The sequence below is a fragment of the Bradyrhizobium sp. A11 genome (genome assembly GCF_042077125.1).
GTDB lineage: Bacteria > Pseudomonadota > Alphaproteobacteria > Rhizobiales > Xanthobacteraceae > Bradyrhizobium > Bradyrhizobium japonicum_B.
The window spans coordinates 6,262,760-6,284,844 of sequence record NZ_CP149509.1 but is presented as its reverse complement, the minus strand read 5'-3'; the positions used below and the strand labels follow the sequence as shown (position 1 = coordinate 6,284,844).

General features: G+C 65.7%; 18 protein-coding genes. 8 read left to right on the top strand and 10 right to left on the bottom strand.

Annotation, left to right across the window (positions count from 1 at the left end):
* Nucleotides 1–29: 29 nt before the first annotated feature.
* The 3 genes from WI560_RS29585 to WI560_RS29575 all read right to left on the bottom strand — a co-directional run bounded on the left by WI560_RS29585 (nt 30) and on the right by WI560_RS29575 (nt 1,547).
* Nucleotides 30–260, bottom strand: coding sequence for a F0F1 ATP synthase subunit C (locus WI560_RS29585; protein WP_007599451.1), 231 nt, complete (start codon nt 258–260; stop codon nt 30–32).
* Between the two features lie 53 nt (nt 261–313).
* Nucleotides 314–1,063: a F0F1 ATP synthase subunit A gene (locus tag WI560_RS29580; RefSeq protein WP_375305995.1), complete on the bottom strand. Its 750-nt coding sequence runs from the start codon at nt 1,061–1,063 to the stop codon at nt 314–316.
* Nucleotides 1,064–1,172: 109 nt separating this feature from the next.
* On the bottom strand, nt 1,173–1,547 hold the full coding sequence (locus tag WI560_RS29575) for an AtpZ/AtpI family protein (RefSeq protein WP_375305994.1): 375 nt from the start codon (nt 1,545–1,547) through the stop codon (nt 1,173–1,175).
* Between the two features lie 359 nt (nt 1,548–1,906).
* On the opposite strand from WI560_RS29575, the gene WI560_RS29570 reads away from it, so the two are divergent.
* Together WI560_RS29570 and WI560_RS29565 are read left to right on the top strand one after the other, a co-directional pair.
* Nucleotides 1,907–2,455, top strand: a complete 549-nt coding sequence (locus tag WI560_RS29570; protein WP_375305993.1) for a hypothetical protein — start codon at nt 1,907–1,909, stop codon at nt 2,453–2,455.
* A 126-nt stretch (nt 2,456–2,581) separates the two neighbouring features.
* Nucleotides 2,582–3,055, top strand: a complete 474-nt coding sequence (locus WI560_RS29565) for a secondary thiamine-phosphate synthase enzyme YjbQ (protein ID WP_375305992.1) — start codon at nt 2,582–2,584, stop codon at nt 3,053–3,055.
* 63 nt (nt 3,056–3,118) lie between these two features.
* Here WI560_RS29565 and WI560_RS29560 read toward each other — a convergent pair whose 3' ends face one another.
* Complete coding sequence (locus tag WI560_RS29560; RefSeq protein WP_375305991.1) at nt 3,119–4,744, bottom strand: MFS transporter; 1,626 nt, start codon at nt 4,742–4,744, stop codon at nt 3,119–3,121.
* A gap of 340 nt (nt 4,745–5,084) precedes the next feature.
* Here WI560_RS29560 and WI560_RS29555 point away from each other — a divergent pair, with 340 nt between their 5' ends.
* The gene (locus WI560_RS29555; protein WP_375305990.1) at nt 5,085–5,756 is read left to right on the top strand and encodes a response regulator; all 672 of its coding nucleotides are present in this window, start codon (nt 5,085–5,087) and stop codon (nt 5,754–5,756) included.
* 6 nt (nt 5,757–5,762) lie between these two features.
* Here the strand turns inward: WI560_RS29555 and WI560_RS29550 are convergent, their stop codons facing one another.
* Complete coding sequence (locus WI560_RS29550; protein WP_375305989.1) at nt 5,763–8,603, bottom strand: winged helix-turn-helix domain-containing protein; 2,841 nt, start codon at nt 8,601–8,603, stop codon at nt 5,763–5,765.
* 198 nt (nt 8,604–8,801) lie between these two features.
* Here WI560_RS29550 and WI560_RS29545 point away from each other — a divergent pair, with 198 nt between their 5' ends.
* The 4 genes from WI560_RS29545 to WI560_RS29530 all read left to right on the top strand — a co-directional run bounded on the left by WI560_RS29545 (nt 8,802) and on the right by WI560_RS29530 (nt 11,827).
* Nucleotides 8,802–9,218: an organic hydroperoxide resistance protein gene (locus WI560_RS29545; RefSeq protein WP_375305988.1), complete on the top strand. Its 417-nt coding sequence runs from the start codon at nt 8,802–8,804 to the stop codon at nt 9,216–9,218.
* Between the two features lie 35 nt (nt 9,219–9,253).
* Complete coding sequence (locus tag WI560_RS29540) at nt 9,254–10,282, top strand: alpha/beta fold hydrolase (RefSeq protein ID WP_375305987.1); 1,029 nt, start codon at nt 9,254–9,256, stop codon at nt 10,280–10,282.
* 72 nt (nt 10,283–10,354) lie between these two features.
* On the top strand, nt 10,355–10,909 hold the full coding sequence (locus WI560_RS29535) for a cytochrome P460 family protein (protein WP_375305986.1): 555 nt from the start codon (nt 10,355–10,357) through the stop codon (nt 10,907–10,909).
* Nucleotides 10,910–10,978: 69 nt separating this feature from the next.
* Nucleotides 10,979–11,827 (top strand): SDR family NAD(P)-dependent oxidoreductase, encoded by an 849-nt coding sequence (locus WI560_RS29530; protein WP_375305985.1) that lies wholly within the window; start codon nt 10,979–10,981, stop codon nt 11,825–11,827.
* Here WI560_RS29530 and WI560_RS29525 read toward each other — a convergent pair.
* Nucleotides 11,760–15,269 (bottom strand): NahK/ErcS family hybrid sensor histidine kinase/response regulator, encoded by a 3,510-nt coding sequence (locus tag WI560_RS29525; RefSeq protein ID WP_375308938.1) that lies wholly within the window; start codon nt 15,267–15,269, stop codon nt 11,760–11,762. The two genes, WI560_RS29530 and WI560_RS29525, sit on opposite strands and share 68 nt — an antisense overlap.
* A 343-nt stretch (nt 15,270–15,612) precedes the next feature.
* Nucleotides 15,613–16,842, bottom strand: a complete 1,230-nt coding sequence (gene hemA, locus WI560_RS29520) for a 5-aminolevulinate synthase (protein WP_375305984.1) — start codon at nt 16,840–16,842, stop codon at nt 15,613–15,615.
* A gap of 341 nt (nt 16,843–17,183) precedes the next feature.
* Here hemA and aroQ point away from each other — a divergent pair, with 341 nt between their 5' ends.
* Nucleotides 17,184–17,615 (top strand): type II 3-dehydroquinate dehydratase, encoded by a 432-nt coding sequence (aroQ, locus tag WI560_RS29515; protein ID WP_375305983.1) that lies wholly within the window; start codon nt 17,184–17,186, stop codon nt 17,613–17,615.
* 60 nt (nt 17,616–17,675) lie between these two features.
* On the opposite strand, the gene WI560_RS29510 is transcribed toward aroQ, so the two are convergent.
* From WI560_RS29510 to WI560_RS29500, 3 genes are all read right to left on the bottom strand, one after another.
* Nucleotides 17,676–18,737 carry an MBL fold metallo-hydrolase gene (locus tag WI560_RS29510; protein WP_257179484.1) on the bottom strand — a complete coding sequence of 354 codons (1,062 nt, stop codon included), beginning with the start codon at nt 18,735–18,737 and terminating at the stop codon, nt 17,676–17,678.
* 194 nt (nt 18,738–18,931) lie between these two features.
* A complete protein-coding gene (locus WI560_RS29505) occupies nt 18,932–21,085 on the bottom strand; it encodes a methyl-accepting chemotaxis protein (protein ID WP_375305982.1) in 2,154 nt (717 codons plus the stop codon).
* A gap of 168 nt (nt 21,086–21,253) precedes the next feature.
* Nucleotides 21,254–21,979 (bottom strand): outer membrane protein, encoded by a 726-nt coding sequence (locus WI560_RS29500; protein ID WP_028134073.1) that lies wholly within the window; start codon nt 21,977–21,979, stop codon nt 21,254–21,256.
* Nucleotides 21,980–22,085 lie beyond the last annotated feature (106 nt).

The following is a 22,085-nucleotide window of genomic DNA, read 5'->3' as shown; positions in this document are numbered from 1 at the left end:
GGACTGGAACGGCGCGAAAAACGTCGTCCTCAGAGCGGAACGAACAGCAGCAACAGCGCGATCAGCAGCGAGAAGATGCCGAGCGCTTCGGTCACGGCGAAGCCGAAGATCAGGTTGCCGAACTGGCCCTGAGCGGCCGACGGGTTGCGGACGGCTGCGGCGAGGTAGTTGCCGAAGATCACGCCCACGCCGACGCCCGCACCGCCCATGCCGATGCACGCGATGCCCGCGCCGATAAGTTTTGCTGCTGCCGGATCCATTTTAGACTCCTTGGAAGAAAGATTGGGTGGTGGGTGGAAATTCCCCGGACCGTTCAGTGTCCCGGATGAATGGCGTCGTTGAGGTAGATGCAGGTCAGGATCGCGAACACGTAGGCCTGCAGGAACGCGACCAGCAGCTCCAGCGACGTCAGCGCGACAGTGAGCGCGAGCGGCACCACGCCGCCGACCCAGCCCAGCGCCCCGAGCGAGAAGCCGAGCATGGCGACGAAGCCCGCGAAGACCTTCAGCGCGATGTGGCCGGCCAGCATGTTGGCGAAGAGACGGACGCTGTGGGAGACCGGCCGCAGGAAGAACGACAGGATCTCGATGAACATGACCAGCGGCAGGATGTAGATGGGGACGCCGTGGGGAACGAAAATCTTGAAGAACTTCAGGCCGTTCTTGTAGAGGCCGTAGATCAGGACCGTGAAGAAGACCAGCAGCGCGAGCGCTGCGGTGACGATCAGATGGCTCGACACCGTGAAGGTGTAGGGGATGATGCCGACCAGGTTCGAGACGCAGATGAACATGAACAGCGAGAAGATCAGCGGGAAGAACTTCATGCCTTCCGTGCCGGCCGTCGAACGGATGGTCGAGGCGACGAACTCGTAGGAGATCTCGGCGATCGACTGCAGGCGCCCGGGAACCAGCTGCGTGCCGCTGGCGAGCATCAGGATCGAGATGATCGCCACCGCCACCAGCATATAGAGCGACGAATTGGTGAAGGCGATCGTGTGATTGCCGATATGGCCCAGGGTGAAGAGAGGCTCGATGTTGAACTGGTGGATCGGATCGATTTTCATCAGCGCGGCATCTCTTGGTCTGCCGGGCAATGCCGGCGGGTCTCGGTCTGCCGGCCGGGCCGGCCCGTGCCGGCAAGACCGGCACGATCACTCTGCTGGTGCGGATCGGCTAAGATCCACCGCGCCTGTTCTGACCCGCGCCTGCCGTTCTCACCACATTCACCACGCCGGCGACGAAGCCCAGCAACAGGAACACGATAAACCCGAAAGGCGAGGTCGACAGCAAGCGGTCGAAGCCCCAGCCAATCCCCCCTCCGACAGCGACGCCGGCGATCAACTCCGAGGATAGTCGGAAACCAAGCGCCATCGCCGAGGCTCTGGCCGCTCCGTCTCCACCGTCACCTGCGGGTTGCTCGGTCTTGATCCGGCGGTCGCGAAATTCGGACAACCTGTGATCAAGACTTCCGAGCCGTTCGGAAAGCGCAGCTTCCTCGGACGATCTATCGCGATCTCCATTCTCGCCGTGTCCCGTGCCCTGTGTCATGCAACAAAGACCCGAAACGCTGCGGCTGAATGGAAATTACGCCCGCCACCCTCAAAAGCCGCGCGGACCATACTGATGGCCTATAATCAAGTCAAGCCAAGTCACGATTGCGTCGCTTTCTGTTATGTAGCTGATTTATTTGACAATATTGACGCGAACGGCAGGGCTGCACACAGCGTGACGCCGCACCGCAGCAGCGCGCCGCAGTATCGGTGGATGCGGCCACCCTTTCGCCGCGCTGCCGGGATCGAAGACGCCGCCGCGATCGTTGATGTCGGTGTGCATTTTGGGCGGCGGATCGCTTTGGCGGGGTGTAGAATTTACTGGATTGCCACCTGTGCGTCGTGGCGGAGAGCGCGATGAGACCAGTGACGTCATCCACAACATCCTTCCCAACATCCTGGCTTGCGGCGGCGGTGTTCGCCGCGGCGATCGCGATCGGCGGGGGTCTGATGGCTGCGCCATCCGCACCCGACGGCGAAAACGGTCGCTACAGCATGACGCCCATCCCCGAGGGCGTGCTGCGGCTCGACACCCGCACCGGCACGGTCTCGACCTGCACCAAGAACGGCGCCGGCTGGGCCTGCTATGCGGTGCCCGACGAACGGACCGCGCTCGACGCCGAGATCGGCAGGCTCCAGGCCGAGGTCGAGAAGCTGAAGGGGCAGCTTGCGGCGGGGCCGACGGTGTCGGGCAAGGTCGACGAGGCGCTGCCGAAATCCGACCCGCTGAAGAAAGCCGAGCCCAGGAACGCCGAGCCCCGGAGCACCGAGGGCGAACGCAAGATCGAGATCCCGCTGCCGAGCGACCAGGACGTCGATCGCGTGATGTCGTTTCTGGAAAAGGCCTGGCGGCGGCTGATCGACATGGCCAACCGCGTGCAGAGGGACGTGTCGGGGAGGATCTGAAGCGAACCGCCGTAGGGTGGGCAAAGGCGCAACGCGCCGTGCCCACGATCTTGATATTGTCGGATGGATTGGTGGGCACGCTCCGCTTTGCCCACCCTACGCAGCGTCGATGAGTCGAGGGCCTTCATGACATCAGGCAAATCTATCACCCGCTCGGCGCCGTCGACGGTGCAAGCCACCACCATCTCATCCTCCCGGCTGGCGGTGCAGACATCGGGCCATGGCTTCACCGATCTCACCAGCGAAGCTGCAAGATTCGTCGACGAGGTTCGCGCCCGCGACGGTGCCTTGACGCTGTTCATCCGCCATACCTCGGCCTCGCTGACGATCCAGGAGAACGCCGACCCTTCCGTGCTCGTCGACCTCGCCACGGCGCTGTCCCGGCTCGCGCCGGAGAATGCCGGCTGGACCCACGACACCGAAGGACCGGACGACATGCCGGCCCACGTCAAGACGATGTTGACCGGAACCTCGCTTCAGGTCCCGGTTCTGGACGGCAGGCTCGCACTCGGCACCTGGCAGGCGATCTATCTGATCGAGCATCGCAGGCGCCCGCACCGCCGCGAGGTGGTGCTGCAATTCGTCGGCGCGTCGCGGTGACCAAAACAAAACCGGCCGCGGAGACCGCGGCCGGTTGGTGCTGGTTGAGATCGGTGCTTTCGATCAGGTGCCCTTGATGTCGACGTCCTTGGTCTCGGGCAGGAAGAAGAAGCCGATCACGACGGTAATCGAGGCGAAGATGATCGGGTACCAGAGACCGGCATAGATATCGCCGGTCGAGGCCACGATGGCGAAGGCGGTCGCCGGCAACAGGCCGCCGAACCAGCCGTTACCGATGTGGTAGGGCAGCGACATCGAGGTGTAGCGGATGCGGGTCGGGAACAGTTCGACCAGCATCGCCGCGATCGGGCCGTACACCATGGTGACGAACAGCACCAAGACGAACAGCAGGCCGACGATCGCTGCCACCTGCGGACGGAAGATGTCGAACGGATGCGCCATCTTCACGATACCGGCGTCACCGGCCTTCGGATAGCCGGCAGCCTGCACCGCGGCGAGGACTGCCGGGTTGCTGTCCTTGGCGTTGGTGTAGGCAATGTCCTTGCCGTTGACCACCACCTTCACGCCCGAGCCGGCCGCACCCGGCGTGGTCGTGTACTTGACCGACGACTGCGACAGGAACGCACGTGCGGTGTCGCAAGGTGCGCTGAAGACGCGGGTGCCGACCGGGTTGAACAGGTCACCGCAGAGTGCGGGATCGGCCACCACGTCGACCTTGACCGTCTCGATGGCCTTTTCCAGCGCCGGGTTGGCGTTGGAGGTGATCATCTTGAAGATCGGGAAGAAGGTCAGCGCCGCGATCAGGCAGCCGCCGAGGATGATCGGCTTGCGGCCGATCTTGTCGGAGAGCGCGCCGAACACGATGAAGAAGCCGGTGCCCAGCAGCAGCGACCAGGCGATCAGCAGGTTGGCGGTGTAGCCGTCGACCTTCAGGATCGATTGCAGGAAGAACAGCGCGTAGAACTGGCCGGTGTACCAGACCACGCCCTGGCCCATCACGCCGCCGAGCAGCGCGAGCAGCACGAGCTTGCCGTTCTGCCAGTTGCCGAAGGCTTCGGTCAGCGGCGCCTTCGAGCTCTTTCCCTCTTCCTTCATCTTCTGGAAGATCGGGGATTCGTTGAGGCGGAGCCGGATCCAGACCGAGATGCCGAGCAGCAGCACCGAGACCAGGAACGGAATGCGCCAGCCCCAGGCGGCGAATTCAGGTTCGCCGAGGGCGCTACGGGTGAACAGAATCACCAGCAGCGACAGGAACAGGCCGAGCGTCGCTGTGGTTTGAATGAAGGAGGTGTAGTAGCCGCGCTTGCCGTTCGGAGCATGCTCCGCGACATAGGTCGCCGCGCCGCCATACTCACCGCCGAGCGCCAGGCCCTGGGCGAGGCGCAGCACGATCAGGATGATCGGAGCCGCGATGCCGATGGTGGCAGCGTTGGGCAGCAGGCCGACGATGAAGGTCGACAGGCCCATGATCAGGATGGTGACGAGGAAGGTGTATTTGCGGCCGACGATGTCGCCGACGCGGCCGAACACGATCGCGCCGAACGGACGGACCAGGAAGCCGGCTGCGAACGCAAGCAGTGCGAAGATGTCGCGGGTTGCCGGCGGATAGGCCGAGAAGAACTGCGCGCCGATGATGCCGGCCAGCGAACCGTAGAGGTAAAAATCGTACCATTCGAAAACGGTACCGAGCGAGGAAGCGAGAATGACGAAACGTTCGTCCTTCGTCATCCCTCCCGCGCCTGTTTGAGATACAGCCATTGTCGACATGTTGAGTCGCTCCCCGAAACGTGTTTCCTCGCGCCCCCAGATGTCCGGACATGCCGGATCGATCCAGGACTTGCCCATAAGGTAACATTGGCGTGAAACCCGCCCCAATACGACTTTCGGCCTTGCGCACTGACGCGCAGCTGATGCGCGGTATCGGGCGCCGGTGTGCGATGTTCGGGGGGCTCCGGATTAACCCCTTTGCGGCAAAGGGATAATGTGCACTTGCATGCCACGGCCGCTCAGGGAAGAATTGCCGCACCCGGGATCGGTCCGCCGGCCTGCGAACGACAGCAAGAGAACGATGAACGCTCCATCGACCCATCTCGTCATCGCCGATGACCATCCGCTGTTCCGCGATGCGCTGCGACAGGCGGTGGCCGGCGTCCTGACCTCGGCCCAAATCGACGAGGCCGGATCGTTCGAGGATCTGACCAAGCTCCTGGAACAGGCCTCGGACGTCGACCTGATCCTGCTCGACCTCTCGATGCCCGGGATCTCCGGCTTTTCGGGCCTGATCTATCTGCGCGCGCAATATCCGGCGATCCCGGTCGTGATCGTCTCGGCCTCCGACGACAGCGCCACGATCCGCCGCTCGCTCGATTTCGGCGCGTCCGGCTTCATTCCGAAGCGCTTCGGCGTCGAGACGTTGCGTGACGCCATCCTCAAGGTGATGGAAGGCGACGTCTGGGTTCCCGCCGACACCGACCTGTCCGCGGCTGGCGATCCCGACATGACGCGCCTGCGCGACCGCCTGGTGACGCTGACGCCGCAGCAGGTCCGGGTCCTCATGATGCTGTCGGAGGGTCTCCTCAACAAGCAGATCGCCTACGAGCTCGGGGTCTCCGAGGCCACCATCAAGGCGCATGTCTCGGCCATCCTGCAAAAGCTCGGCGTCGAGAGCCGCACCCAGGCCGTGATTGCGGCCGCCAAGATCGCCGGCGGCCAGTGGAGGCAGGGCACGCCGACGGGCTGAACCCCGCTACAGCCTCTTCAGGAGCGCATCGGCGGCCCTGATGTCCGCCGTCTCGGAACCCTCGGCAAAGCCGTCGAGGGATGATCGCAGCAATCGCTTCGCTTGCTCGTGCTGGCCACGTTCGCCGAAGAGCCCGGCGAGATCGATTGCCGCTCGCAGCTCCCAGGCTTTCGCGCCTTTGGCGCGGCTGAGCGCGAGCGATTGCATGAGGCAGGCCTCTGCGTCCTCGATCTGCGGCTCCGGCATCTCCGCCAAGACTCCGGCCCTCATGCGCAGCAGCTCGGGCATATAGAGGTGATCGCCGCTCCGCGCGACGAGGCGGATCGCATCGTCGATCAGCTCTGCGCTCTGCTCGATCTGCCCGAGCGCCAGCAAGCCCTGCACCAGCGCGATGTTGAAGGTCGTGGTGAGCAGCTCGTAGCCGGCATCGTGCAGCTCCCGCAGGCAGGTCCTGATGGTCTCGACGCCACCGGCGGCATCGCCGCGCCGGATTGCGAGCTCGCCCTTGACGCCCCGGCCGACCGCGAGATAGGGGCCCATCGAGCGCGAATTGGCATGCGCGATGAAGCGGTCGATGTTCTCGTCCGCCCTGTCGAGGTCTCCGCTCCAGAGGTCGATCGAAACCGCCCAGATCAGCGCGATACAGAGCGTGATCGGGTGATCCATCTGCGCGGCCTCGGTGACCGTCTGCTGCGCCAGTTGCCGCGCATCTGCCGGCCGGCCCTGCAACCAGAGCTCGCGGGCCAGCGTGATGCCGGCCCGGTTACGATGATCGAAGCCGTAGACGGTGCTGATCCGTTCCGTGCCCGGTCCCTCCCAGGCGATCTCCAGCATCTCGAGCGCGCCGCGATGCTCGCCGGCCAGATGTAGCGAGACGCCGAGGAGCGAATGGGCGAGGGCGACCGAGGCGGGGTCGCCCAGCGATCTCGCGACCGCGAGACTCTCTCGCGCGTAACCAAGCGCGGCGTCGAACTCGCCCATCCGCTCGTGAAAGATATGCATGCGGCCGAGCAGCTGGAGCCGATTGATGTCGTCGCCATGCGCTTCGGCGATCGCAAGGCTCCGGCTCAACGCGCCGCGCGCCGCTTCGCTGCCGCCGCGCGTGAACATCAAGGTCAGCCCGAGGGCAGCCTGGATGTGCATTTCTTCGCTGCTGCCGCGCGCGGAGGGCGGCAACGCCAGCAGCGCGCGTTCCGACCAGCGCCGGCATTCGATCAGCAAGGACATCGCCAGGAAGATCGGCGCCGCGGCGGCGGCGAGCGCAATACCGATGCCCGGATCGCCGTCCGCGCCGAAGCACCAGTCGAGCGCGGCGCGCACGTTGTGAAGTGCCGAGAAGTGAGCCGCGCGTTCGTCCGGGCTCGGCACCGTGGCCCATGTCATGCCGGCCTGTTCCAGCCATCGCCGGTAGTAAGTCGCGTGGCGGGCGGCGAGCGCCGCGTCATCAGGTTCGATCTCGAGCAGGTAAGCGCGCGTCGTGTCGAGCAGACGGTAGCGCATCATGGCGCCGATCGGTCGTGGCGCGACCATCGATTTGGCAACGAGACCGTCGATGGCGTCGAACAAACGGGCATGATCGACGCGCTGGTCCGGCACGACCTCGAGTGCTGCGTCGATGGTGAAATGCCCGGCGAAGACCGCAAGCCTGCGCAGCACGAGGCGTTCGAGATCGGACAGCAATCCGTAGCTCCAGTGGAGCGTGGCCTGCAATGTCTTCTGCCGGGGCGGCGCCGTTCTCTGGCCTTGCCAGAGCAGATTGAGGCGCTCGTCCAGCAGCGCGGCCGTCTGCTCCAGGCCGTAGGCTTCGACCCGGCCGGCGGCGAGCTCGATCGCCAGCGCCATGCCGTCGAGCTTGCGACAGATCCGCGCGATGATCTCGGCATTTGCGTCGTCGAGCGTGATCTGCGCGCCGCCGGCCGTGGCACGTTCGAGGAACAATTGAAGTGCGGGATAGGTCTGCGCTGCGGCGGCCGTCAGTTCGGAACTGTCGGGTGGAACGGCGAGCGGGGCCAACCGATAGACCTGCTCGCCCTCGACGCGAAGGGCTTCGCGGCTGGTCGCGAGGATATGGACCTGCGGCGCCGCGTGGAAGATCTCCGCAGCCAGCGGTGCGGCCGTGGCGATGACGTGCTCGCAATTGTCGAGGATCAGCAGCATCCGCTTGTCCCTGACATGCGCGAGCAGCGTCGGCAGGGGGTCCTCGGTCTCGGCCGGCAGACCAAGCATCAGCAGGATCGAGGTGATCACGAGATCGGGATCGCTCAGCGCGCCCAGATCGACAAAGTGCGCGGCATCGGAGAACGTTTCGAGCAGATCGTGCGCGATCGCCACGGCGACCGCCGTCTTGCCGACGCCGCCGGGGCCGGCAATCGTGACGAAGCGCGAGGCGACGAGCTTGTCGGAGACCGCGGCGATCGCATCCTCGCGCCCGACCATCCGCTGCAAGCGGTTCGGCAGCTTCACGGGCGGCAATTCCAGCCTCGCTGCGGGGCGCTGTGCCGGCGCGATATTTGTGCGCGAGATCGGCGCCACGAAGCAATAGCCGCGGCCGGAGAGCGTCGTGATGTAGCGGGCGCCATCCTTGCCGTCGCCGAGCGCCTTGCGAAGCGCTGCGACGTGAAAGCGCAGATTGGCCTCCTCGACCGTGAGGCCGGGCCACACCAACGCCATCAGGTCCCATTTGCTGACGACCTGGTTCGGCCGCGACATCAGCGCCATCAGCGTGTCGAAGGCCTTTGCGCCGAGCGGCAACGCGACGCCGTCGCGCATCACGAGCCTTTCATGCGGCGTCACGGAAAATGGCCCGAACGACAATGTTCCGGTCGCGGTGCCGGCCGGCTCGGTCATGGCGAAATCCTGATCCTTTCGTCAGGACCCGATAGCCAGATGAGCGCGATCGGGCAAGGCCGTCCCTGCATCGCCAACAGACCGCGGATGCAGGCCTTGTGACGCCGGCAAGATGCGACCTCACAATTTCTCACAAGTCCAAACGGGTGTGCCCTCGCAGCCACTGCTAGTCGGTGGCGTGACGGCAAGGAGAGCTTCATGACGCAGGCGCAGACACTCTACACGGCCAGGACCCACACCAGCGGCGGGCGGCACGGCGGCATGTCGCGCAGCTCCGATGGCCGGCTTGACGTCAAGCTGTCGCCGCCGGGCGGCGCAGGCATCGGCACCAATCCCGAGCAATTGTTCGCCGCCGGCTGGTCGGCCTGCTTCGAAGGCGCGATGGAGATCGCGGCCCGCAAGCGCAAGATCGAGCTTCCCAGGAAATGCGCTGTCGATGCGGAGATCGATCTCTTGCTCGACGACGGCGCCTATTCGCTCCGGGCACGGCTCAATGTCAGCCTGCCAGGTCTCGACCCCGAGATCGCGCGTAGCATCGTCGATGATGCGCATCAGATCTGTCCCTATTCCAAGGCCGTTCGCGGCAACATCGACGTCACGGTCGCGCTGATCTGACGCACCAGCACCCATCACCACAAGGTAACAACATCATGAAGCAGATGATCGACCAACAGCGCCGCAACTTCTTCGGCATCGCCGCGGGAACCATTGCAGTCGGCCTCGGCGCGATCGACCTCGTGCGCGCGGAGACGGAAGCGCCGCGATCATCCGGATCGAAGGCGTCCTTCGGCGCCATCAAGCAGATCGACGCCGGCGTCCTCAATGTCGGGTATGCCGAGGCTGGTCCTTCGAACGGTCCCGTGGCGATCCTGCTGCATGGCTGGCCCTACGACATTCACGCCTTCGTCGACGTCGCGCCGATCCTGGCAAAGGCGGGCTATCGCGTGATCATCCCTTATCTGCGCGGTTACGGCTCGACGCACTTCCTGTCCGGTGAGACGCCGCGCAACGGCGAGCCCGCTGCAATGGCCTCCGACATCATCGCGTTGATGGACAAGCTCGATATCAAGAAGGCTGTTATCGCCGGCTTCGACTGGGGCGCACGCACCGCCGACATCATCGCCGCGCTGTGGCCGGAGCGTTGCCGCGCGCTGGTGTCGGTCAGCGGTTACCTGATCTCCAGCCAGGCCGCCGGCAACATGCCGTTGCCGCCGCAGGCGGAGCTGCAATGGTGGTATCAGTACTATTTCGCGACCGAGCGCGGCCGCGCCGGATACGAGAAGTACACGCACGATTTCGCCAAGCTGATCTGGAAGCTCGCCTCGCCGCAATGGACGTTCGACGACGCCACCTTCGCCCGCAGCGCAGCGGCGCTGGACAACAAGGATCATGTCGCGATCACGATCCATAATTACCGCTGGCGGCTCGGGCTCGCCCAGGGCGAAGCGAGATATGAGCAGCTCGAGAAGAAGCTGGCGGCGGCTCCCGTCATCGATGTGCCGACGATCACGATGGAAGGCGACGCCAATGGCGCGCCGCATCCCGACCCCAGCGCCTATGCCAAGAAGTTTTCAGGCCGGTACGAGTTTCGGCTGATCACCGGCGGCATCGGCCACAATCTGCCGCAGGAAGCGCCGCAAGCCTTTGCCAAGGCCGTCATCGACGCCGACGGCGCCTGATCATTCATGCGATGCCTCGGTCCAGCGTGGCTGGACCGGGGATGTGCCGTCCTCCCAGCCTGAAGAAATCTCATGACGCCGATCCAATCCGAAAAGAACAAGCGATCCTATGCCACGGCGATCACGCTCGCCGTGCTGCTTCTGGTCGTTCTCCTGACTTGCGTGCCATATCTGGTCTCGATCGCTCTTGCCGAGGGACCTGGCACGGTCGAGGCCTCGCCGATCTTCGGCGTCACCATTCCGCCGGGTTACAAGCAATGGGAGCTGATCGCACCGGCCGAAGAGGCCGCGCCGCTCGACGAGCTTCGCGCCGTTGTCGGCAACCAGACCGCAATCGACGCCTATCAGGCCGGCAAGCTTCCATTCCCAGACGGCACCATCCTGGTCAAGCGCGCCTGGAAGCGGAAGCAATCGCCCGAGTTTGCATCAGCGACGATTCCCGGCGCCGCCACCACGGTCCAGGTGATGGTCAAGGATTCCAAGAAATATGCCTCAACCGGCGGCTGGGGCTTTGGCCGCTTCGTCAACGGCAAGCCGGTCGACGAGGCGCAGCACCGCTCCTGCTGGGGCTGTCACGAAGCCCGCGCGAGGAGCCGCGACTACGTCTTCACGCGGCTGGCGCCTTGAGATTGACAGGAGGCAGTCCTGAAGACCTGGTTTGTCAGCGGCAGCTCACGCGGGCTTGGCCGAGCAATTGTGGAAGCCGCGCTTGCGGCCGGAGATCGTGTGCTGGCTTCGGCTCGACACCCCAATCCGCTCGAACCGCTGCTCGATCGCTTCGGCGACAGGCTTCGGCTTGCATCGCTCGACGTGACCGACGACGTGGCCGCGCAAGCGGCGGTCGACCTCGCCATACAGGTCTTTGGCAGCATCGACGTGGTGGTCAACAATGCCGGCTACGGCGATCTCGGGTCGGTCGAGGACACGAGCCTGGCCTCTTTCCGCCGTCAGATCGAGGCCAACCTGATCGGCACCATCATCGTCACCAAGGCGGCGCTTCCCGTGCTGCGGCGGCAACGGCGCGGACACATCGTGCAAGTTTCGTCCGTCGGCGGCCGAATTGGTGCGCCCGCCCGTGCGGCCTATTCGGCCGCGAAATGGGGAATCGAAGGCTTTTCGGAATCGCTGGCGCGCGAGATGACGTTGATCGGCGTGAACGTGACGATCGTCGAGCCCGGCGGGTTCCGCACCGGCTTTGCCCAGACAGCGCATGCGGCCGATGAAGGACGGCCAGAGTACGACGCGGTCGTCGGCGCTGCCGTCAGGATGCAGCGCGATTACGATGGCCATCAGCCCGGGGACCCAGCTAAGGCCGCGGCCGTGGTGCTGAAGCTCGCCGATATGGAGCGCCCGCCTCTGCGCATTGCGCTCGGAAGCGATGCCGTCGACGCCATCGCTGCGACGGATAGGCTTCGCCTTGAAGAACTGGAGAAGTGGCGAACGCTCAGCGTATCGACCGACTATCGACCCGGGCCACTCACTCCGCCGCCACCATCTGCTGCGTGCGCCACTGGCCGAGCAGGGCGCGGAGCGAGGCCGGCTTGACCGGCTTGTTGAGCACCGCGACCTTCTCGTCGCGGGCCGCGACCTGCACCGCGGGGCTGCGGTCGGCCGTGATCAGGATCGCGGGGATGCCGTCGCCGAAACGGCGGCGGATCTCGCGGATCGCGGCGATGCCGTTGCCGCGATCGAGATGATAGTCGACCAAGAGGCCGGTGACGCGGCGGCCGGCGGTTTCGATCGCGGCGATCGCGCCTTCGGGATCGGCGACCGCGATCACCTCGGCGTCCCACGCCTTCAGCAGCGTACGCATGCCGTCGAGGATAGCCGCGTCGTTCTCGATGCAGACGATCAGCGCGCCCGAGATCGGCGTGTGCGCCAGCGGCGTCGCACTGGTCACGGCGGCGGTGTGGGTGATCGCCTTCGCCGTCGGCACCGTCACGGAGAACACCGAGCCGCCGCTTGCAGTCCCGTCGATGGCGATGCCGTGCTTGAGCACCCGCGCCAGCCGTTCGACGATCGAGAGCCCGAGGCCGAGGCCGCGCGCGATCCGCGCCCCCTGCTCCAGGCGATGGAATTCCTTGAAGATCTCGCCGCGCTTGACCGGCGGGATGCCGACGCCGGTGTCGTAGACGCAGATCCTGAGCGAAGTGCCCTGGCGGCGACAGCCGACCAGCACGCGGCCGCGCGGGGTGTATTTGATGGCGTTCGAGATCAGGTTCTGCAGCAGACGCCGCAGCAGGAGCCGATCCGATTCGACCGGCAGCGAGCAGGGCACGAAGACGAGCTCGAGGCCCTTAGCCCGCGCAATCGGCGCGAACTCGATTTCCAGCGAGCGCATCAGATCGGCCATCTTGAAGCTCGAGATCGAGGTCGTCATCGCGCCGGCGTCCAGCCGGGAGATGTCCAGCAGCGCGCCGAGGATCTCCTCGATTGCCTGCAGCGATTCGTCGATGTTCTCGACCAGCCGCGTCTCCTCGCCGTTGTGCTGGCGCTCGACCAGGCTGGTCACATAGAGCCGGGCCGCGTTCAGCGGCTGGAGAATGTCGTGGCTGGCGGCGGCGAGGAAGCGGGTCTTGGAGATGCTGGCGTCTTCCGCCGCGCTCTTGGCCAAAGCGAGTTCGGAATTCAGCCGCGTCAGCTCCTCGGTGCGGTCGCGCACGCGCTTTTCCAGCGAGGCGTTGGCGCGCTCCAGCGCTTCGGCCGCCTCGAAGCTGGGCGTGACGTCGGTGAAGGTGATGACGAAGCCGCCGCCCGGCATGCGGTTGGTGAGCACCTCGATCACCATGTGCCGTTCCGGCAGGCGTTCGAGATACGGCTCGCTGTCGGTGGTGTAGGCCGCGAGCCGCTGCTCGATCATCGCCTCGCTGTTGGCCTGACGGTCCGGATCGCTCGCGTCCATGAATTCCAGGATCTCGCGCAGAGGCGTGCCGAACTGGACGATGTGCGGGGGGACATTGAGGAGATCGCCGAACTGCCGGTTGGAGCAGATCAGCTGCAGGTCGGCATCGAACACCGCGATGCCCTGGCGCACGTGGTTGAGCGCGGTCTGCAGGATCTCGCGGTTGAAATGCAGCGCCGCGTGCGAATCGTCGAGCAGCTTGAGCGCGGCTTTGGCCGAGACCGTGCGCTTGCGCAGCAGCAGCGACATCACGAGGCGGGAGGAGGCAGCTCCGATCGAGGAGGCGATCAGGTGCTCGGCGTGCTGCAACAGCTCGAAATCGGCGGGAGCTCCCGGCTCGAGCCGCAGATTGCGCTGCGCGGAGAAGGCCTCGAAGGAGTGCCGCGCACGGTCGGGTCCGAGATATTGCGCCACCGTGGTCTGGATGTCCTGCACGGTGACCGTGGTGCGCCAGCGGCGGAAGCTCGGGGAGATCGGCGCGAGCGTATCGGGCACGAACAGGTCGGCCTGCAACAGCTCGATCGACGAGGGCCTTCGCGCCAGCGACAGCAGCACATAGGTCAGGATATTGAGCGACAGCGACCAGATGACGCCATGCATCAGGGGCGGCAGGTCGGCGCCGAACAGCGCCTGCGGCCGCAGCGCCTCGATGCCGAACGGGCCGTGCTGGAGCAGCAGGATCCCCGTGGTCGAGGAATCCATGAAGCTCGGCATGAACAGCGTGTAGAGCCACACCGCGAAGCCGACCAGCATGCCGCCGATCGCGCCGCGCGCGGTGGCGCGCCGCCACAACAATCCGCCGAAGAAGCTCGGAGCAAGCTGTGCGATGGCGGCAAAGGAGAGCAGGCCGATGGCGGCGAGCTGGGTACTGCCGAGCGCGCGATAGTAGAAATAGGCCATCACCATGATGGCGAAGATCGCGAGCCGCCGCGAGCGCAGCAGGAAGTTGCTGAAATCGGCGCCGCCGGTGCGCCCCTCGGGCCGCCGCTGCAGCACCAGGGGCACCACGAGGTCGTTCGAGACCATGATGGAGAGCGCGACGCATTCCACGATCACCATCGCGGTGGCCGCGGACAGGCCGCCGACGAACACGCCGACGCTGAGCAGATCCGCGCCGGCCTCCATCGGCAATGCCAGCACGTACATGTCGGGTTCGGCCGCGCCGAACGGGAAGGTGACGAGGCCGGCAAGCGCGATCGGGATCACGAACAGATTGATGGCGACGAGGTAGAGCGGGAACAGCCAGCGCGCGCGGCCGACCTCGGCGTCGGAGGAGTTCTCGACCACGCTGACGTGGAACTGGCGCGGCAGCAGCATGATCGCGCACAGCGACAGCAGCGTCATGGTGAGGAAGTTGCCGATCGAGGGCGAGTAGTTGATGGCGCGCACCGCCTCCGGCGTCTTCATGGCGCGCTCGATCAGTTCCTGCGGCGAGAACATCCAGAAGGTGACGAAGATGCCGGCGGCGAGGAAGGCGACCAGCTTGATGATGGATTCGGTCGCGACCGCCAGCATCAGGCCGTGCTGGTGCTCGGTTGCGTCGGTCTGTCGGGTGCCGAACAGCACGGCGAAGGCCGCCATCGCCAGCGTCACCATCAGCGCGACGTCGCCAATGAGCGGGATGTGGGAGAAGGCCTGGTCCTCGCTCAGGATCGTCTCCAGCGAGGAGGCGACCGCCTTGAGCTGAAGCGCGATGTAGGGCACCGAGCCGATGATCGCGATTCCGGCGACGGTCGCCGCCACCGCCTGGCTCTTGCCGTAGCGGGCCCCGATGAAGTCGGCGATCGAGGTGATGTTGTGGGCCTTCGCCAGCTGGATCACGCGGCGCAGGACGCCGGCCCCGAGCCCGATCATCAGGATCGGGCCGACATAGATGGCGAGGAAGTCGGTCGAGGTGCGGGTGGCGAAGCCGACCGAGCCGAAGAAGGTCCAGGACGTGCAATAGATCGCCAGCGACAGCGGATAGATCAGCCCGGGGGTACGCCCGCGCCCGGCCGGCGAGCGGCGGTCGCCATGGCTCGCCACCAGGAACAGAAAGCCGATATAGCCGAAGGCGGCGGCGATCACGCCCCAATCGTGCAGCATGGCGAGCACGCGTCTCCCTGGGCACCGGCGGCGCCCGCGCTCATTTTCCCTGCAAATCTAGCGCGTTGGACAGGGCGAAGCGACAGCGAAATGCCGGGCGGCGGCCGGAATCGGGGCTGTCGTTAAGGTGGGAATGCGGATGCCTGGGACTTACCCTCCCCTGGAGGGGGAGGGTCGATCGCGCGTAGCGCGAGCGGGGTGGGGTGATCTATCCACTCGGGCAGTATTGGATGTGGAGACACCGTCACCCCACCCCGCTACGCATTCCGCTTCGCTGCATGCGTAGCGACCCACGGGCGAGCTACGCTCGTCCCGGACCCCTCCAGGGGAGGGTAAGAAAGACCTATTCCGCGGCCAGCGACTTGGCGCGCAGCGGCAGGCCGAGGCGGTCCCACACCTGCAGCAGAGCTTCGGCGAGCTGATCGATCAGGCCGTCGTCGTGATAGGGCGAGGGCGTGATGCGCAGCCGCTCGCTGCCCTTGGCGACCGTCGGGTAGTTGATCGGCTGGATGTAGATGCCGTGCTCCTGGAGCAGGAGATCGGACGCCTGCTTGCACTTCTCGGGATCGCCGACGAACAGCGGCACGATATGGGTGTCGCTCGACATCACGGGCAGGCCGGCGGCGTTGAGGATCGCCTTGACGCGGGCGGCGCGGTCCTGGTGGCGCTCGCGCTCCCAGTTCGAGGCCTTCAGGTGCTTGATCGCGGCGGTCGCCGCCGAGCAGATCGCCGGCGGCAGCGCGGTGGTGAAGATGAAGCCCGGCGCATAGGAGCGCACGGCATCGATGATCTGGCCGTTGGCGGCAATGTAGCCGCCGAGGCAGCCGAACGCCTTGGCGAGGGTGCCTTCGAGCACGTCGATGCGGTGCATGACGCCGTCACGCTCGGCGATGCCGCCGCCGCGCGGGCCGTACATGCCGACGGCGTGGACCTCGTCGACATAGGTCATCGCGCCGTACTTCTCGGCGAGATCGCAGATCTTGGCGAGCGGAGCGACGTCGCCGTCCATGGAATAGAGGCTTTCGCAGACGATCAGCTTCGGACGGTTCGGGTCGGTCGCTTTCAGCAGCTCCTCGAGATGCGCCACATCGTTGTGGCGGAACACGACCCGCTCGCAGCCCGACTGGCGGATGCCCTCGATCATCGAATTGTGGTTGAGCTCGTCCGACAGAATGAGACAGTTCGGAATGAGCTTTGCGATGGTCGGAATGCCGGTCTGGTTCGAGACATAGCCCGAGGTGAACAGCAGCGCGGCTTCCTTGCCGTGGAGATCGGCGAGCTCGGCCTCGAGCTGAATCAGCGGATGATGCGTGCCGGCGATGTTGCGGGTGCCGCCGGCCCCGGTGCCGACGCGGGTCGCGGTCTCGACCATGGCGCCGACCACCTTCGGGTGCTGGCCCATGCCGAGATAATCGTTGGAGCACCAGATCACGACGTCGCGCTTGCCCTTGGGCGAGTGCCAGACCGCGTGTGGGAACCGGCCGGCCGTGCGCTCGAGGTCGGCGAACACGCGGTAGCGCCGCTCCGCGTGGAGACGATCGAGGGCGGAATCGAAGAACTGATTGTAATCCATCGGCAAGACCTGCAACGGAACCCGGCCAAGGCGGCCACCCATTTTTTAGAGCTTTTCCAGCTCCAATGTCTATGCGCCAGCACACATTTGGTGCGCGGCGCGCGGGTATATTGATAGCGGCGTCTCGCAGGCGATAGTTGATGTGGATCAAACGCCTAACGCGTTCCGCCGCCGCGGATGGCGGCCCCTGCGACAGCCGCAGACCGCCGCAGCCGGCTTGGACATTTTGTCCATGGGGCGCCCTGCGTCCATGATGGCCGAGCTGGTCGCGCCGATCCCGCCGTCTTGTTTTCGTCCGGGCGCGGATCGGTGCTCGCCAAGCTCATGCGAAAGGACGCCCGATGAAACGTGTCATGATCCTCAACGGTCCCAACCTCAATATGCTCGGCATCCGCGAGCCGCACATCTATGGCACAACGACGCTCGCGGAGATCAACGCGAGCTGCGAGGAGGCCGCAGCCAGGCTCGGCCTCAAGCTGGCCTTCCACCAGTCCAACCATGAAGGCGTCCTCGTCGACCTGATCCAGTCGGCGCGGCAGGATGCCGACGCCATCGTCATCAATCCGGCCGGCTTCTCATTCACCTCGGTGGCCATCATGGACGCGATCAAGACGTTCGAGGGGCCGGTGCTGGAAGTCCACATCTCCAACATCCACGCCCGCGACGAATATCACCGCCACTCCAGGATCTCGTTCGTGGCGACCGGCGTGATCTGCGGCCTCGGCCCGTTCGGCTACGTCGCGGCGCTGCATGCGATCGCGAACACGACGTGAGTTTTGCCGCAGTGACGGTGTGCTCCCTCGGCCCGCAGCGGGGCGAGGTGAAGAAAAGGCTCACGTCGTCCTGAATTGCAGCACGCCGTCCTTCGTCTCGGCGGTCAGCCGGCCCTCGACGATCATGTAATTGACGTGGGCGACCAGCTCGCCGGCGGCAAAGCCCATCTGGTGCTCGTCGAGCACATGCTTGTTGAACACCACGGGCACCAGGGCGCGCGAGGTCTGCGGCACCTCGCGGCAGGCCTCCGCGATCAGGCGGCAGCGCTCCTCGTGGTGGTCGGCGAGCTGCTTGATGCGGGTCTTCAATCCGTAGAACGGCACGCCGTGGCCGGGCAGCACCAGCACGTCATAGGGCAGCGTCGTGGTGAGGCTGGCGAGGGAGGCCAGATATTCGCCGAGCGAGTTCTGGTCGGGCTCGACCGCCCAGACGCTGACATTGGGCGAGATCCTGCTCAGCACCTGGTCAGCCGAGAGGAACAGCTTGTCGTCGGCGCAATACAGCATGACCTGGTCGAGCGCATGGCCGCCGCCGGTGATCACCTTGAAGCGGCGCGTGCCGATGACGACGTCGTCGCCATGGGAGATGCGGCGGTAGGAGGGCGGCAGCACCGAGACGCGCTTGAGATAATCCTGGCCGCGGCCCAGCAGCTTCTCGGTCAGCGACTCGTCCATGCCGTGGCGGCGGAAGAACAGCCGCTGCGCTTCCTGCCGCTCCGCGGTGCCACGGTTCTGATGATACACCGATTGCAGATACTCGACCTGCGACATCACCAGCGGGCAGTTGAATCGCTCCACCACCCAGCCGGCGAGGCCGACGTGGTCGGGATGGGAGTGGGTGACGATCAGGCGGGTGACGGTGACGCCCTTCAGCGGTCCGTCGAACAGCTTGGTCCAGGCCTCGATCGTCTCCTCGTTGCCGAAGCCGGTATCGACCATCGCATAGCCGTCGCCGTCGGCGAGCAGGTAGATGTTCACGTGGTTGAGGCGGAACGGCAGCTTCAGCCGGGCCCACAACACGCCGGGCCTGACTTCGACGATCTCGTCGTGGCCGGGATGCTGGTCCCAGGGATAGCGCAGGGCCTCGGCCGAGGACGGCGCGGTGTCGGTTTTCGCGGTCATGCTACCCGCTTAAACCCGGCGCGCGCGCCGCGCCAGCCGAAAAAGGACCGGGCGGGGTCTTCGCATGGCGGTCATACCGGAGGCTTTTTCCGTGATGTGGGACCGCGAGACGCCGGCTCCCTCAACCAGGCACCCTCACGCCGACCCTCTCCCGCAGGCGGGAGAGGGGAGCGCAGTACCGATGCCGCGGCGTCCTACGCCGCCCGCATGTTGTTGAGGAACGCGTCGATCTCTCCGCGCAGCAGGTCGGCTTCGCGGCGCAGCGCGTCGGAGGCGCCCAGCACTTCGCTCGCGGCCGCGCCGGCCTCGGCGGAGGCGGTGGAGACGCCGACGATGTTGCTGGAGACCTCGCTGGTGCCGCCGGCCGCATGCTGGATGTTGCGCGCGATCTCGCGGGTGGCGGCGCCCTGCTCCTCGACCGCGGCCGCGATCGTCGTGGTCACGTCATTGATCTCGCCGATGATCCGGCCGATGCCCTGGATGGCGCCGACCGCCGAGGTCGTGATGTCCTGCATGCTGGCGATCTGGGTGCGGATTTCCTCCGTCGCCTTGGCGGTCTGGCTCGCGAGGCTCTTCACCTCGGAGGCGACCACGGCGAAGCCGCGGCCGGCCTCGCCGGCACGCGCCGCCTCGATGGTGGCGTTGAGTGCGAGCAGGTTGGTCTGCGAGGCGATGGTCTGGATCAGATCGACCACGACGCTGATGCGGCTCGCGCTGTCGGCGAGGCTCTGCACCGTGGCGTCGGTCGCGCCGGCTTCGTCGACGGCCTTCTTGGCGATCGCGGCCGAGGTCACGACCTGCTTGCTGATTTCCTCGATCGAGGACGACAGCTGCTCGGTGCCCGACGAGACGGTCTGCACGTTGACGGAGGTCTCCTCGGCGGCGGAGGCGACCGCGTTGACCAGCGCGTTGGACTGGTCGGCGGTGGTCGACATGCTCTGCGCGGTCGACTGCATCGAATTGGCCGATTGCGCCAGGTTGTCGAGTGCGGTGCGCACCGTGTTCTCGAATTCGGCGATCTTCGCTTCCATGCGCGCGGCCCGCTCGGCCTTGGCGACGCGGTCTTTTTCCTGTTCGCCGGCGAGCGCCCGGGCTTCGATCATGCTGTCACGGAACACGGTCAGCGTTTCCTTCATCACGCCGATCTCATCGTTCTGCCGGGAACGGACGATCTCGGTGTCGAGGTCGCCGGCCGAGAGCAGCTGCATCGCGCGTTGAAGCTCACGGATGCGGCGCAGGATGTTGCGGCCGACATAGAGCCAGACGAACAGCGCCGAGCCGACCAGCATCGAGGCTCCGAGCGCCAGCATCACGGACGTCGCGAGTGAGGTCTCCTGCTGCGCCTGGGAGGTCGAGGCGTCGGTCTCCTTCTGCACGCCGTCGACGAGCTGCTGCACGCTGATGCCGAGGCCGACATTGAGCTTGCGGGTCTCGTCCAGGATGGTCTGGCCGTAATCGATGGAGTCGAGCTCCTTCTCGCGCAGATTGAACACGCCGGTCTTGCCGGTGCCGAGCGCGAGCAGCTTCTCCGCCGTCTCGCGCAGCATCTTGTTGCCCTGGTTGTCCGGCAGCAGATCGAGATTGGAGCGCAGGCGGCCCTGCGCCGTCTTGAATTCCTTCTGGATGTCGTCGAGCTTGTCGCTGCTGTTGGCCGACAGCGCCGCGCTCATGTCGGCGGCCGCGAGGTTGCCGCTGGCGACGACGTTGCCGAGCTGGCCGACGGTCTGCGCGGCCTCGCTTGCATCCGCGGCGGACAGGTCGGCCGAGCCGAGAATGGCGTTGACCCGGGTCTGCGCGTCGAGCATCGCCGGGCTGGCCGCGCCGACGAAGGCGCCCTGCGCGCTGCGCAGCGCGTCATATTGCTTGTCGTGAAGAGCGGCGATATCCAGCCGCTCGCGGGCGGCCTTGGCCAGGCTCTGCGCCGCCTCGTTGATGCTCTTCATCGTCTCGCTGAGACCGGAGACGACGGATTTGTCGCCGCCGAGCTGAATGATCTCGGTGAGCTTCTGCTGCGTCTGCTCCTGCAATTCCTTGAGCTTCTTGGTGCGCTCGTTGAGGGCTTCCTCGCTTTGCGCCGCGAGCAGGGCCGGTCCCTGCGCCGCAAGGCTCGCGCTCAGCGCCGACAATTGCAGGCTGGCGGTCAGGCGCGGAATGTCCCGTCCGCTCAGCTCGGTCATGCGTCCGCCGAGATTCTGCAGCGCCAGGCCGGCGCCGGCTGCGATCACGAGGCCCATGCCCGCGATCACCGCGAATGCCGCGAACAGGCTGCCGCGCACGCCCCATGTCGGCATCTTGAATCGCGGCTTGAATCGACCAAGCAAAGGGCCAAGGCCCAGACGGATCGCCATCGAAAATTCCCCCAGCGTTCTTGCTTCTCTTTGTGGCCGGCAGTATCGGCACGGCCGGGTTAAAAAAATCGCAATGTCCGCAAACGGTTGCGTCTGTTCCGCAGGGCGAAAAAAACAAGGGCCGGCGACGTCGCCGGCCCTTCGTCCTGGTAAAGTTGCGGTAACCGATCAGTAGCGCGCGGCCGCCGGGCCCGCCCAGTTGAAGCGGTAGTTGACGCCCGCCTTGATGGTGTGGTCGTCGGTGGTGAAGCTGCCGGTGCCGACGAGCGGACCCGCGGTGAAGCTCGCGTCGCCGAAATTGTAATACTGGTACTCGGCCTTGGCCGACCAGTTCGGGGCGAACATGTATTCGAGGCCGGCACCGACGGTGTAGCCGTTGCGGTGATCGCCCGTGATGACGAAGGCGGCCGGCACGCCGCCGACGGTCACCCTCTCGTTGTTGTCCGAATAGGCGTAGCCGCCCTTCACGTAGACGAGGCCGGGACCCCAGGTGTAGCCGATGCGGCCGGTGATCGAGCCGAGACCGCGCTGGTCATTGGTGTAGGCGATGCCGCCCGGAAACACGGCGCCGACGCTACCGGAGAGCCAGGAATACTGGCCCTCGACGCCGACCACGACGTTCGGGTGGAACTGCCAGTCCGCACCGACCTGCACGCCGCCGAGGAAACGGCCATTGCCGTTGTTGCCGGTGGAGAGGCCGCTGAAATTGTTGTCGCTGGAGAACGCGCCGCCGACATGGCCACCGATATAGAAACCGGTCCAGTTGTAGATCGGCGCGGCATAGGCCGGCGCGGGCGACTTGTAATAGTTGCGGTTGCCGAGATCGGCACCGACGGCCGGTGCAGCCGCGCCCATCGCGAGCAGCGCAACGGTCGCAAACAGAATCTTCTTCATCGTCTTGAACTCCAGCACTCAATGTCCCCGGCAGGCGCGCTGTCCGCGCCGGCGTTGGTTCTGCAGATAGCTCGCTTTTGATGAAAATGCTGTCACATGCATGGCA